Annotated in this window: 10 protein-coding genes; 4 read left to right on the top strand and 6 right to left on the bottom strand. The window is 63.3% G+C overall.

Annotation, left to right across the window (positions count from 1 at the left end):
- Positions 1-84: 84 nt before the first annotated feature.
- Both FJW08_RS05995 and FJW08_RS05990 read left to right on the top strand, forming a co-directional pair.
- Entirely contained in the window at positions 85-1,161 is a 1,077-nt protein-coding gene (locus FJW08_RS05995; RefSeq protein ID WP_140809607.1) for an extracellular solute-binding protein, read from the top strand.
- Positions 1,158-2,468, top strand: coding sequence for a flavin monoamine oxidase family protein (locus FJW08_RS05990; RefSeq protein WP_140809605.1), 1,311 nt, complete (start codon positions 1,158-1,160; stop codon positions 2,466-2,468). Before FJW08_RS05995 ends, FJW08_RS05990 begins: the two co-directional genes overlap by 4 nt.
- Here the strand turns inward: FJW08_RS05990 and FJW08_RS05985 are convergent.
- The 3 genes from FJW08_RS05985 to FJW08_RS05975 are packed head-to-tail and all read right to left on the bottom strand — an operon-like array spanning position 2,432 to position 5,293.
- Entirely contained in the window at positions 2,432-3,505 is a 1,074-nt protein-coding gene (locus tag FJW08_RS05985) for an ABC transporter ATP-binding protein (protein WP_140809603.1), read from the bottom strand. The genes FJW08_RS05990 and FJW08_RS05985 overlap by 37 nt on opposite strands.
- Before the next feature lie 52 nt (positions 3,506-3,557).
- Positions 3,558-4,379 carry an ABC transporter permease gene (locus tag FJW08_RS05980; RefSeq protein ID WP_140754483.1) on the bottom strand — a complete coding sequence of 274 codons (822 nt, stop codon included), beginning with the start codon at positions 4,377-4,379 and terminating at the stop codon, positions 3,558-3,560.
- Positions 4,376-5,293, bottom strand: a complete 918-nt coding sequence (locus FJW08_RS05975; RefSeq protein ID WP_140809601.1) for an ABC transporter permease — start codon at positions 5,291-5,293, stop codon at positions 4,376-4,378. The genes FJW08_RS05980 and FJW08_RS05975 overlap by 4 nt, the downstream gene beginning before the upstream one ends.
- A gap of 256 nt (positions 5,294-5,549) precedes the next feature.
- Here FJW08_RS05975 and FJW08_RS05970 point away from each other — a divergent pair, with 256 nt between their 5' ends.
- A complete protein-coding gene (locus tag FJW08_RS05970) occupies positions 5,550-6,968 on the top strand; it encodes an aminotransferase (protein WP_140809599.1) in 1,419 nt (472 codons plus the stop codon).
- 264 nt (positions 6,969-7,232) lie between these two features.
- Here the strand turns inward: FJW08_RS05970 and FJW08_RS05965 are convergent, their stop codons facing one another.
- Complete coding sequence (locus FJW08_RS05965; protein WP_140809597.1) at positions 7,233-8,435, bottom strand: aromatic ring-hydroxylating dioxygenase subunit alpha; 1,203 nt, start codon at positions 8,433-8,435, stop codon at positions 7,233-7,235.
- A gap of 454 nt (positions 8,436-8,889) precedes the next feature.
- On the opposite strand from FJW08_RS05965, the gene FJW08_RS05960 reads away from it, so the two are divergent.
- Positions 8,890-9,297: a hypothetical protein gene (locus FJW08_RS05960; RefSeq protein ID WP_140809595.1), complete on the top strand. Its 408-nt coding sequence runs from the start codon at positions 8,890-8,892 to the stop codon at positions 9,295-9,297.
- A gap of 130 nt (positions 9,298-9,427) precedes the next feature.
- Here FJW08_RS05960 and FJW08_RS05955 read toward each other — a convergent pair whose 3' ends face one another.
- On the bottom strand, positions 9,428-11,515 hold the full coding sequence (locus FJW08_RS05955; protein ID WP_181182847.1) for a PAS domain S-box protein: 2,088 nt from the start codon (positions 11,513-11,515) through the stop codon (positions 9,428-9,430).
- Positions 11,516-11,594: 79 nt separating this feature from the next.
- Positions 11,595-12,368, bottom strand: a complete 774-nt coding sequence (locus FJW08_RS05950; RefSeq protein ID WP_181178208.1) for a response regulator transcription factor — start codon at positions 12,366-12,368, stop codon at positions 11,595-11,597.
- Between the last annotated feature and the right edge of the window lie 12 nt (positions 12,369-12,380).

Here is a 12,380-nt window from a genome sequence, read left to right as displayed (position 1 = left end):
CGGCGGCGGATGGGCTCGCCAAAGCGCGTGAATTTGCCTAACCTCCCTCCCGACATCTTTCGCGATGGGGGAGTTTTTCGCGCCATGAAATCCGTGCTTCGCCGCCTCGTCATCGCCACTGCCTGCACGCTCGGCGCCGGCGCGGTTTACGCACTCGCCGAAGGCGGCGGCGACCTCGTGGTGTTCGACTGGTCGGGCTATGAGGATCCGCTGCTCCACCCGGCCTACACGAGCAAATACGGCGCCGAGCCGACCTTCGCCTTTTTCGGCGACGAGGATGAGGCCTTCGAGAAGATGCGGGCGGGCTTCAAAGCCGATATCGCGCACCCCTGCTCGCAAAGCGTGGTGAAGTGGCGCGAGGCCGGCATGCTGCAGCCGCTCGACACATCCAGGATCGCCGGCTGGAAGGACCTCAATCCCGGGATCATGGCGATGAAGGATCTCGCGGTCACCGCCGACGGCGAGGCTTGGTTCATGCCATTCGACTGGGGCAACCCCTCGCTGCTCTACCGTACCGACAAGGTGACGGCCGAACAGGCACAGTCGCTCAGGATTTTCGCCGATCCGCGGTTCAAGGGCCGCGTCACCATCGGCGACAATGTCGACGACGCCTATGCGCTGGCGAGCCTGGTCATCGGTCTCAAGGACTGGACCAGGATGACCGACGACCAGTTCAAGCAGGCTTCCGCTTTCCTGCGCGACGTGCACAAGAACATCCGTTTCTACTGGACCGACGACACCGACCTCAATCAGGCCTTTATCGGCAACGAGGTCGATCTCGTCTGGGGCTGGAACGAGACCTTCGTGACGCTGAAGGGACAGGGCCTGCCGATCGCCATGAACCGCGAGACCAAGGAAGGGATTTCAACATGGGTGTGCGGCTATGTGCTGATGAAGGATGCGCCAGGCAAGCTCGACGAGGCCTATGATTTCCTCAGCGCCGTCAATGCGCCCGGCGTGTCGGACTATTTGGTCAAGACCTTCGGCTACGGCCACGGCAATGGCGCCGGGATGGCTGATATCGACCACAAGGTGCTGGCCGACCGCGGCTTCGACAATCTCGACAAGTTCCTCGACAAGACCCTGTTCCAGCAGCCGGTACCGCCGGAGCTGAAGAAGCGCATGATCGACGAGTTCGAGAAGATCAAGGCTGGCTATTGAACGACAAGACCGAAAGGACCGACGTCGTCATCGTCGGGGCCGGCTTCACCGGTCTGTCGGCCGCGATTGAATTGAAGCGCGCCGGCGTAGATTTCGTGGTGGTGGAAGCCCGCGATCGTGTCGGCGGCCGCGTCGAGGCCAAGCGAAACGGGCTTGGCGAGCGCATCGACAGCGGTGGCCAGTTCCTGTGCGAGGACATGCCGCAGCTGATGGAACTGGCGCGGGCTCGCGGCAAGACCTTCGTCGAGACTTACGTCGAGGGTGATTTCATCACCTACCCGTCAATGTCGGTCGGCCGGGCCGAGCGGACCTATCACGCCTCGATGGCAATCCGCGAACGCATGAACAGGATCGAGCCCTACGATCCTGCCATTGCGGGATTGACCGTTGCCGAGTGGCTGGAGAGGCAGGATGACGCGGGCGAGGCAAAGACGGTCTTCCGGTCGATGATCGAAGGCCTGTGGTGCCTGGCGTTGGAAAAAGTGCCACTCTGGTATCTGATCGACAATGACCGGCGCATCACCAACGAGGTGCCGGAGCTGCAATATTCCCTGCGCGAGACCATGCAGTCGGTGGCCGATGATCTGGCCGAGGACCTCGGCGGCCGGGTGAGGCTTGGTGAACCGGTCACCCGCATCGAATGCGGTCCGCCAAGGGTTCGTGTCGTCTCGAGCAATGGCGTGATCGAAGCGCGCGAAGTTCTGGTCGCCGTGCCGCCGGCGACAGCCGCGAAGCTCGATTTTACGCCCGCTTTGCCGGCAGCCCTGGAAACGGCGCTCGGCGCCTGGGAAAGCGGCGCGGTGATCAAGATCCTGGTGCGCTATCCCAAGCCGTTCTGGCGCGAGCGGGATTTGAGCGGAATGGTGATGTGGCGGGACCTGCCGGGGCTGTTTGCCTGTGACGCCAGCAGGGATTCCGATCATGCGGCGCTTGTCGTCTTCGTTGGCGGGCCGCTGGCGCTGCGCTGGCACGAACTCGGCGAGGCGGATCTCCGGGCGCAGGTGACGACGAGGCTTGTGGAGGCGCTCGGTCCGGAAGCGGCGGATAGCCTCGATTTCAACCACCGCGACTGGACGCATGACGGCTGGAGCGGCGGTGCCTATAGCGACCTGATCGTCGATGTGACGGCGAGGGATGCCGAGCGCACCATTCTTGCCGGTGCGCCGCCGGTGCATTTCGCTTCGTCGGAACTGTCGCCGTCATTCCCGGGCTATGTCGAAGGCGCGATCGTGGCCGGACGCATCGCGGCGCGCAGGATCATCGCCGATGTTCAGTCGGCCATCGCGACCAGGGCTTCGGGATCATAGGCGAGGCGGATCGAGGTGCCGACCGGGATATCGTCGGCGCCGAAATCGTTGGTCTCTGTCACCGACAGCGGCTTTTCCAGGCCGGGGATCTCGACGATCAGATGGGTGATCTCGCCGAAATAATGGCGTTCGACTACCTTGCCGGCGACCTCGAATTTGGCTGTCGCATTGTCCCATAGTACGCGCAGCCGCTCGGGCCTGATGCCGAGCGTCGCGCCGCCGCCGTTGCGAATGAAAGCCTTCGGCTTGTCGGTCTTGATGCGACCGAATCCCAGCGTGTCGACGATCAGCGTGGCGCCGTTCTCCTCGACGATCTCTGCCTTGACGAAATTCATGCCGCCAAGGAAGTCGGCGACCTGGCGGTCGACCGGGCGCTGGTAGATCTCCTTGGGGGAGGCGACCTGCGCGATCCTGCCGCCGAACATCACGGCGATACGGTCGGACATGGCGAGCGCTTCGTACTGGTCGTGGGTGACCAATACGAAGGTGATGCCGACCGCCTGCTGCAGGCGGCGCAACTCGACTTGCATCTGCTCACGCAGCTTCTTGTCAAGCGCCGACAGCGGCTCGTCGAGCAGCAGAACTTTTGGCCGCATCACCAGGGCGCGGGCAAGCGCGACACGCTGGCGCTGGCCGCCGGAAAGCTCGGTGGCAAGCCGCTTGCCGAGGCCGGTGAGCGAGACCTGCGCCAGTGCTTCCTCAACCCGGCGCTTCTCCTCGCCGCCCTGCAGCTTCAGCCGCTTCAGCCCGTAGGCGACGTTTTGCTCGACATTGAGGTGCGGGAAGATCGCGTAGCTCTGGAACACCATGTTGGTCGGCCGGCGGTTCGCCGCGATGCCTTCCATGGGCTGGCCGCCGACCGCGATCGAACCGCTGGTCGGATTGTCGAAGCCGGCGATCATGCGCAAAAGCGTGGTCTTGCCGCAGCCGGACGGGCCAAGCAGCGAGAAGAACTCGCCTTCCCTGATGGTCAGGGAGGCGTCGTCCAGCGCCTTGAACGCTCCGTAGCTGCGCGTGACGTTGCGGATCTCGATCATCGGTCTTTCGGATTGGATCCTGTCCGCGTGAGGGCGCTCGATCCGCGGCTGCTCAGGCATAGAGGCCTCCCTCGTTCTGGGTGCGTCTGGCCGCGCGGCGACGCAGGATTTCGGCAATTGTCATCAGCAGGAAAGAGGCAACCAGCAGCAGCGTGCCCAGCGCCAGCACACCGGGCAGTTTCGACGCGAAGCGCAACTGGCCCCAGATGTAGATCGGCAGCGTCGCTTCGGTGCCGGTGAGGAAGAAGGCGATGATGAATTCGTCCAGCGAGATGGTGAAGCAGACCAGCAGGCTGGAAATGATCGCCGGCGCCACCATCGGCAACGTCACGCGCCGGAAAGTTCCGAACGCGCTCTCGCCGAGATCGGCGGAGGCTTCCTCGAGGCTGCGGTCGAAACCCTCGAACCCGGAAGTCAGCACCGTCATCGAATAGGGAATGCAGATCAGGACGTGGCCGAGCACGACGGTGAACAGCGACAGGCTCAAGCCAAGCTGCAGCATCACCAGCAGCATGGAGATGGCAACGATCACTTCGGGCAACACGAGCGGGGCCATGATCAGACCGTTGATGGCGCGGCGGCCGGGATAGCGGTAGCGGGTGATCGAGCGGGCGGCGAGGATGCCGAGCACGGTGGCGAGCAAGGAAGCCGAGACGCCGACGATCAGGCTGTTCCAGGCGGCGTCGAGCAGCGCCGGCGTGCGCGGCAGGTCCTCGTACCATTGCAAGGTGAAGCCGGTCAGCGGGAATTTCGGCGTCGCCGCCGTGTTGATCGAGAAGATCGGCAGGAAGATGACGGGCAGATAGAGGAAGACGATGTAAAGGAACGCATAGGCCGACAGCCAGCCGCCCGGCAGGAAGCGCCGCGCCCTCATCGCGCCATCCTTTGCAAGGTGCGGATGACCAGCACCGTGGCGCCGGCCATCAGGGAGACGATCAGCATGGTGGTGACGGAAAGTGCGGCACCGAGCGGCCAGTTGGCGGCCTTGCCGAACTGCGCCTGGATGGCGTTGGCGATCATGACGCCGTCCTTGCCGCCGACGAGCTTTGGCGTGACATAGTCGCCGACCGTCGGGATCATGACGATCAACGCCGCGGAAATGACGCCCGGCGCCGACAGCGGCAAGGTCACGCGCAGGAACGAGCGCAAGGGACCATCGCCAAGGTCGGTGGCGGCTTCGACCAGTGTGCGGTCGACCTTCTCCAGGGACACGAAGATCGGCAGGATGGCGAAGGCCGCCCAGGCATGAGTAAGCGTGATGATGACGGCGCTCGAATTGTAGAGCAAGGCTGTCGACGGTTCGTCGATGATGCCGAGGCCCATCAGGCCGGAATTCAAGACGCCATTATAGCCCAGGATGACCTTCCACGACATCACGCGCAAGAGATAGCTGGTCCAGAACGGGATGGTGATGAGGAACAGCCACAGGCTCTTGTGACGACCGCCATGGAAGGAAATGAAGTAGGCGATCGGGTAGGCGAGGACGACGGTGAACAGGCTGACCGTCAGCGAGATGTAGAGCGAGCGCCATAGGAGATCGCGGTAGATCGGCTCGGCCAGCGCGACGCGGTAGTTTTCCAGTGTGAAGGTGCGGTCGATGGTCAGGTAGTGCTGCGTCCAGAAGGAGTGGGCGATGACCACCAGGATCGGCAGGACCAGCAGGATGAGCGCGTAGAGGAAGGTCGGGCTGATCAGGGCAAAGCCCTGTACGGGCTCTGATTGCAGAAGGGCATTTCGTCTGACCCGCGTCATGCGCAACGGGGGCGACCCTTCCGCAGCCACCGTCATTGGAGGGCTCCGGGTGTGATCTCGGTTGCTGGCCTGGACTGTCCCGCCATACGGCATCCCATCGGACTGGCGCCGGCTTTCGTTCCCCTTGCCGGCTTTCTTTCATCATGCGCGCATCCGCGGATTGAAATCAAGCGCTAATTCTGTAATATTGATTGAACGGACATTCAAAATCATGTGAGCAGGGCGACGATTTTCGCCGTGGCGAACCAGATTGATGCCCGGACAAATTCGATGGGATGATGTGGAGACGACGATGGCGGCTGTGAGAGATCTGAAGGCACGCGAAACGGCTGGCCCTGGCGACGACGATGCGGTCGAACTGGCCAAGCGTCATCTCATCCAGCCTTGGCCTTATGCCGGTTCCCTCGGCACCGAGGCACGCGCGCTGATCGGCGAGGGCGATGGCATCTACATCACCGACAATACCGGCAAGCGGCTCATTGACGGCCCTGCCGGCATGTGGTGCGTCAATGTCGGCCATCGTCGCGAGGAACTCGCCAGGGTGATGTACGACCAGGCGATGGCGCTGTCCTACAACACGCCCTGGTACACGATGAACGCGCCGTCGGCGGAGCTAGCCAGACGCATCGCCGGCCATGCGCCTGGCGACCTCAGCCACGTCTTCTACACCACCGGCGGTTCCTCGGCCGTCGAGACGGCGCTGCGTTTCATGCAGTTCTACAACAATGTGCGGGGCCGGCCGGAAAAGAAGCTGATCCTGAGCCGCGGCGGCGCCTATCACGGCTCGACCTATCTGTCGGCCTCGCTCAATGGCCGTCCGCGCGACCGCGACTGGATGGACGGCGCCGACGAACTGGTGGTCAAGCTCTCCTCGCCCGACCCGTTCCGGCGCCCGCAAGGCATGAGCCTTGCCGCCTTCACCGATCTCCTCGTCGACCAGTTCCGCGACACGGTCGCGCGCGTCGGCGCCGACAGAATAGGCGCGTTCGTCGGCGAACCCATACAAGCATCCGGTGGCGTCATCATTCCGCCCGACGGCTACCTCAGGCGCATCCGCGAGATCTGCCGCGACAATGATATCCTCTATATCTCCGACGAAGTGGTGACGGGCTTTGGACGCCTGGGCCACGTCTTTGCCTCGGGCGACGTGTTCGGCATCGACCCCGACATGATCACCTTCGCGAAGGGCATCACCTCAGGCTATTTCCCGCTTGGCGGCGTCATCATTTCCGAGCGGCTGCTGGAGGAATTGCGCCGTTCCAACCATCCCGATGCGATGTTCGGCCATGGCCTGACCTACACCAGCCACCCCGTCGGCTGTGCGGTGGCGCTGAAAAATCTCGACCTGCTGGAGGAAAGCGTGCTTGCCCATACGCTCGAGGTCGCGCCCTATTTCCAGGCGCAGCTGAAGACGCTGGAAGAGCTGCCGCTGGTCGGCGAAGTGCGCGGCGTGGGGCTGATGGGCTGCGTCGAATGCGTCGCCGACCGCGAAAGCAGGGATCCACTGCAGCTCGACAAGGATGTCGGCAAACGCATCGATGCACACTGCCACGAACTTGGCCTGCTGGTGCGGCCACTGATCAACATGTGCGTGATGTCGCCGCCACTGATCATTACACGAGAGCAGATCGACGACATGGTCGGCATCTTGCGCGAAGGCATTTCGCGCACCATGGATGATCTTAGGAAAGAGGGCGTGTGGCGGGGGTGAGTTTCCTCCTTCTCCCCGTTTCACGGGGAGAAGGTGCCCGGAGGGCGGATGAGGGGCGGCGCCAGCCTTGCTGGTTGGCCATGTTATCTGCTTCCAAGATGATTTTCTAATCTCGCAAGCCGGCGCTGCCCCTCACCTGCCTGCCTGCCTGCCCGTCCTCCGCAGCAGCTGCGCTGCAGCTGCGGAGGGTGGACCGGCTCCTCTCCCGTATAGAGACGGGGAGAGGGGCGCTATCATCGGCGGCTTCGCCAATTACCAGCGTTCTTACCCTCGTGACCGCAGCGCGTCGTTCAGGTTCCACATGTCCTTTTCTTCCGGCGCTGTTTCCAGGCCGAGCACCGGAATCTGCTTGCGCAGATGGTCGTGGTGGGTGCGCACGCCATATTCGAGGTCGGAAAGGTAGAAACCCTCGAAGGCCTCGGACAGCATGGATTCGTTCGACCAGACCGAGAGCTGCACATCTTCCGACATGGTGTCACGATCGATGCGGAAGGAGAGATAGCGGGCGGCTGCCTGCTCGCGACTTTCGTCGCGGTAGCGATAGATGGCGCCACGCAGCAGCGTCTCACCCGTCGACAGCGGAAACTCCTGATAGAACTGCACCGATTCCGGCATCACCGACAGAACGGCATTCGGGAAGATGCCGTAATAGACCCAGGCCTTCCTGAGGTGGTCCGGCAGGTGCGTCGGCTCCGGCGCGATCTTGACGTAGTTCCTGACGCTCCAGCGGCGGCCGGCATGCGGATTGTAGGTGGCGAAGGAGCGCGAGACGCCGTTGATGAACGGCTCGTCGAAATAGGTGGCGCCGTAGAGATCCTGCAGGGCCGGATGCGCCATGGCGACATGATAGCCTTCATTGTCGACATCGCGCACCGACTTCCAGTTGACCGGTGTCTTCTGGGTCCAGATACCCCAGGACGGCACCATGTCGGCGGCCTTGTAATGCGCGAATTCGGGTTCGATCGGCTTCAACAGTTCGGCGACGGAAGGCTGTGGCCCGCCATTGCGGAAGCGAATGAAGATGAAGCCCATCCAGACTTCGAGATCGAGCGGCATCAAGCCGAACTCGGTCTTGTCGAGATCGGGGAAGGAGCGCGGGCGGGCGGCGCCGCGCAGCGTACCGTCGAGATTGTAGACCCAGCCATGGAACGGGCAGACCAGCGCGTTCTTGCAATTGCCCTGGCTGTCGGCCACGACGCGGCTGCCGCGGTGGCGGCACATGTTGTTGAAGCCGCGCACGACGCCGTCCTTGCCGCGCACGATCAGCGCGCGCTCGCCTATGACATCCATGGTGAGGTAATCGCCAGCGCCAGGTATGTCGCAGACATGCCCGGCGATCTGCCAATGATTGCGGAAGACATGCTCCTTCTCCAGTTCGAGAAGGGCGGTGGAATGGTAACTCCAGCCTGGCAATCCCCGCCGGTCCCAATCGTTCGGGATTGCCACGTCACGGAGGTGCGGGTTCATGAAACGTCTCTTCTTTTTATTGAATATGCATTCAATATAATCATATTTTGCGTTGAAATGCAATGATTTGTGGAAATTGGCAGGTTTCGCGGCGAAAATGTCAGCCCCGGTTCCAGCGGAATCTTGCTGCGCCGCGGACTTTGAAAACCCCGGAAAATCCGGGTGTTAGCCAGAGTTCCATAACCTCCACCCGTCGCCCGTTCACGCTGCAAATCGCGCCCCTCGGACAAGTATTCCGCTGGCAAGAAAAAGCCCTGCCGTTCGCGTCGGCCGCCTGCGGTGCAGGCAGGGCAACCGCCATCTCGACTCTAGATAGTCGATGCCGGATTCTGACCGTTTTTGCCCGTATCGATGTTTCAATCCCGTTACATTGCCGGGTTCTCGTCACCTTTGCACCGTTACAAAGCGCGATTAAATTCGTTTTATCGCAAAAAAATCAACGAAGGGGATGATGATGCATGCGAAAGTCCAGATCACCAGCAGCAACCGCTTTCAGGCTCCGGAGCGCGCTGACCGCCGCCCGAAGCTGGCGCTTCGCCAGCGTGCCAGCGACCACCCGACGGCAATGTTCATGGCGTTGGCTGCTTGCGCCTTCGCCGGCATGGCGTTCACGCCGACGGTCGGCCCAGCCTTCGCTTCGTTGAACCCGCCCGCCAACATCGTCGATGGGGCGCCGACCACGACCACGACGGCGCGCCTGCCGATGCCCGCGATCGATTTCGCCTGCAAGGGGCAGGCCTGGGGCGCCGAGAGCGTGGATTGCTTGCGCGCCATTGCCGAGCAGTCCGGAACGCACAAGGCCCGCGCGATCCGGATGATCGCCAACGCCGCGCCGCTGACCAGCACGCCCAACATCTTCTGATTTCTGTCTCTGGATTTGCCTGGCATGATCCCGAAAGCCGGTTCGCGTTTGGGGATCATGCCCTGACCTCCCCGAGCGTCCTCCAGCGCTCCCTTCGGCTCCCGCCGCGATGTCGGCCGGGGGCCTCTTTTTAAGCTTTCAACGCGGCCTGCTCGGCAATGGTCGAAAGCACGCTACGCACATCCAGCGTGCTGAACGGTTTTTCGAGGATCTGTGGCCGCTGCTGCGCCGGCAAGGCTTCGATTTCCGCCTTCGCGCCGATGAGGTCGCCGGTGACCAGCACGAAGCGCCGCGCCAGGTCGGGGCGCTCGGCGAGCAGTTCGCGGTAGATCGAAATGCCTGATGTGCCGGGCATGCGCAGATCCGAAAAGACGATGTCCGGCGGCATGTGGCCGCTCAAGGTGGCGGCGCTCGATTCCCACACTGGCGCGATCCGCGACTTGATGCCCATCAATTCGAGAATGTCGGACAAGGAACCGGCGACGTCAGGCTCGTCATCGATGATCAGGGCATGGCGCAGGCCGCTCGATCGTGGCTGGCTTTCGCCAGCGGCGGCGATGCCCGCCGAGATGGCCGGCAACTGGACGACGAAACGCGCGCCTCTCGGCTGCACTTCCTCGAACCAGACATTGCCGTTGTGCCGCTCGATGATGGATTTCGAAATCGACAGGCCGATCCCGGTGCCCACACCGACCGGCTTGGTGGTGAAATAGGATTCGAAAATGCGCGAACGGATGGCTTCGGGAATGCCGGGCCCGTTGTCCTCGACCGAGAAGCAGGGATTGCCCCGGTCGCCGCGGAAGCTCCGCACCTTGATCAGCCGGTCGCCGGCGATGCCAGCCAGGGCATGCTGGCTGTTGATGAGGAAATTGGCCGCCACCTGCGTCACGTGGTCGGCGTCGGCCATGGCCAGCAGGGGACCTGGCGCGAAATCGGTGTCGATGATGATGCCGCTCGAGCGCGCGCCGTAGGCGGTCACCTCGAGAGCGGCGCGGATCATCTGGTTGAGATCGGTCTCGGTCTGCGCCGCGGGATGGAGGCGGACCATCGACAGGAAGCTCTTGACGATGCGCCCGCAGCGCTCGGCGGCGGCGCGCACTTTTTCGGCACGGACCTTGGTCTGCGGGTCCGAGGCGAATTCATGCAGCAGCGTCGATTGCGCGACCACAACCGCCAGCGGGTTGTTGAGCTCGTGCGAAACGCCCGCGAGCAGCGAGCCCATCGCAGCCATCTTCTCGTTCTGGTGCAGCTTCTCGCGCTGCCGGTTGATCTCCTCCTCGGCGCGCAGCCTCTCGCGCAAGTCGCGGATGGAGCCGAAGATCAGCCGGCGGTCGGCGACCCGCATCTCGGTCGCCGTCAGCTCGATTGGGAAGACCTCGCCGGCGGCATTCTGCGTCACCGTCTCGAGCCGCTGGCCGACCATCGGCGCTCCGCGGCCGGACATGTAGTCGGCGCCCGAGGCATAACCCTTGCGGTAGTATTCCGGAACGACGGTGTCGAGCAGGTCCTTGCCGAGAATGTCGCTGCGCTGGAAGCCGAACATCTTTTCCGCGGCCGGATTGAATTCGATGATCGACCCGGCCTCGTCGATGACGATGATGGCATCGAGCGAGGCCTGCAGCATGGTGCGGCGGATCACCTCGCTGGCGTGGGCGTCGGAGGGGGAGTGTTCGATGGCGTCGCCGATGGCGAGCGCGATGATGTGCAGCGTCGCCTCTTCCTCGTCGGTCCATTCACGCTCCTCGACGCAATCATTGACGGCGAGCGTGCCCCACAGATGGCCGTGCGCGAAGACGGATACCGACAGGAACGACTTGATGTTCTGCTTTTCGAAATCGGCTCTCAGGAACCCTTCGAGATCGCGCGTGTGCCCGGCGAAGACCTTGCCCTGTCGCTCATCCTCGGCCAGCCGCTCCAGCAGCGGATCCGAATTGACGATCGACTGCATGATGACGGTCGGTGAGGCCAGTTCGCCGCCGAAATCGGGGTCGATCCAGTAGGCGGCGACCGACTGGGCGAAACCTTGGCCGGGTAATTCGCGCAGGCGGAACAGGATACCGCGCTGGCACTCCATGGCGTCGCACAGCGTTGCCAGTATGCCGTCCATTTCGCGCTGCCAGTCGCCGGCCTCGCGCAGCCGGCGCACGACACGCACGGCCGCCATGGCCGCGCCTTGCCTGAAGCCCTGCATATCCGTGCTTGCTGTCTCGCCCGTCATTGTCAGCCGTCATTCCAGAGTCACGTCAATTCGATCGGCTGGCGACGGCTGCGGAGTGCAAACCCTGTGGGTCCGACGCTCAGTTGCCGTCGCCGGTCGGCAGCGAGAAGATATAGCCTTCGCCGCGCACCGTGCGCAGGAATTTCGGGTTGGCCGGATCAGTCTCGATCTTCTTGCGCAGCCGCATGATGCGGATATCGACGGCGCGCGATGATTCCGGATCCTCGGTGAAGCCGATCGCCTCGGAGATCGCGGCCCTGGTCAGCAGCCGGTTGGCGCGGGTCAGGAAAACCTCCAGCACGTCGAACTCGCTCTTGGCCATGTCGATCACCGTGCCGTTGGCGCCGGTGACCAGCCTGCCGTCGAGATCGGCCTGGAAGGAACCGAAAGCGACGGAGCGGCGGTCGGTCCTGGCTTTCCCTTCCTGCGGCTCCGTCGGCTGCGGGACACGGCGCAGCACGCTACGCACCCTGGCCAGCACTTCGCGCAGTTCATACGGCTTGACGATATAGTCGTCGGCGCCAAGCTCCAGCCCGACGATGCGGTCGAGCGCGGTGCCGGCGGCGGTCGCATAGATGATGCCGATCGGCATTTTCGAGCGCAGCCAGCGGCCGAGCGACAGGCCATCCTCGCCCGGCATGGCGATGTCGAGGATGGCCAGATGGAAGGGCTGCGTCTCGATCAGGCTGCGCGCGGCGGCTGCGGTTTCCGCGGTCGCCACGTCATAGCCGGCGGCGCCGAGATACTCGGCGACCGCGTCCCTCAGGTCGGGCTCGTCCTCGACGATGACAATTCTTGCCCGCACGATGCTCTCGCTCCCACTTTCAGTGGAAAGTAGATTGGGTATAAACATGATGTCCAGCAC

The sequence above is a fragment of the Mesorhizobium sp. B3-2-1 genome (assembly GCF_006439515.1).
Lineage (GTDB): Bacteria > Pseudomonadota > Alphaproteobacteria > Rhizobiales > Rhizobiaceae > Mesorhizobium.
This window is presented reverse-complemented; position numbering and strand designations above follow the sequence as displayed.

Coding starts and splice junctions, on each gene's coding strand:
- FJW08_RS05995 (WP_140809607.1), top strand. CDS start 85: ATGAAATCCGTGCTTCGCCGCCTCGTCATCGCCACTGCCTGCACGCTC.
- FJW08_RS05985 (WP_140809603.1), bottom strand. CDS start 3,505: ATGATCGAGATCCGCAACGTCACGCGCAGCTACGGAGCGTTCAAGGCG.
- FJW08_RS05980 (WP_140754483.1), bottom strand. CDS start 4,379: ATGAGGGCGCGGCGCTTCCTGCCGGGCGGCTGGCTGTCGGCCTATGCG.
- FJW08_RS05975 (WP_140809601.1), bottom strand. CDS start 5,293: ATGACGGTGGCTGCGGAAGGGTCGCCCCCGTTGCGCATGACGCGGGTC.
- FJW08_RS05970 (WP_140809599.1), top strand. CDS start 5,550: ATGGCGGCTGTGAGAGATCTGAAGGCACGCGAAACGGCTGGCCCTGGC.
- FJW08_RS05965 (WP_140809597.1), bottom strand. CDS start 8,435: ATGAACCCGCACCTCCGTGACGTGGCAATCCCGAACGATTGGGACCGG.
- FJW08_RS05960 (WP_140809595.1), top strand. CDS start 8,890: ATGCATGCGAAAGTCCAGATCACCAGCAGCAACCGCTTTCAGGCTCCG.
- FJW08_RS05955 (WP_181182847.1), bottom strand. CDS start 11,515: ATGACGGGCGAGACAGCAAGCACGGATATGCAGGGCTTCAGGCAAGGC.
- FJW08_RS05950 (WP_181178208.1), bottom strand. CDS start 12,368: ATGTTTATACCCAATCTACTTTCCACTGAAAGTGGGAGCGAGAGCATC.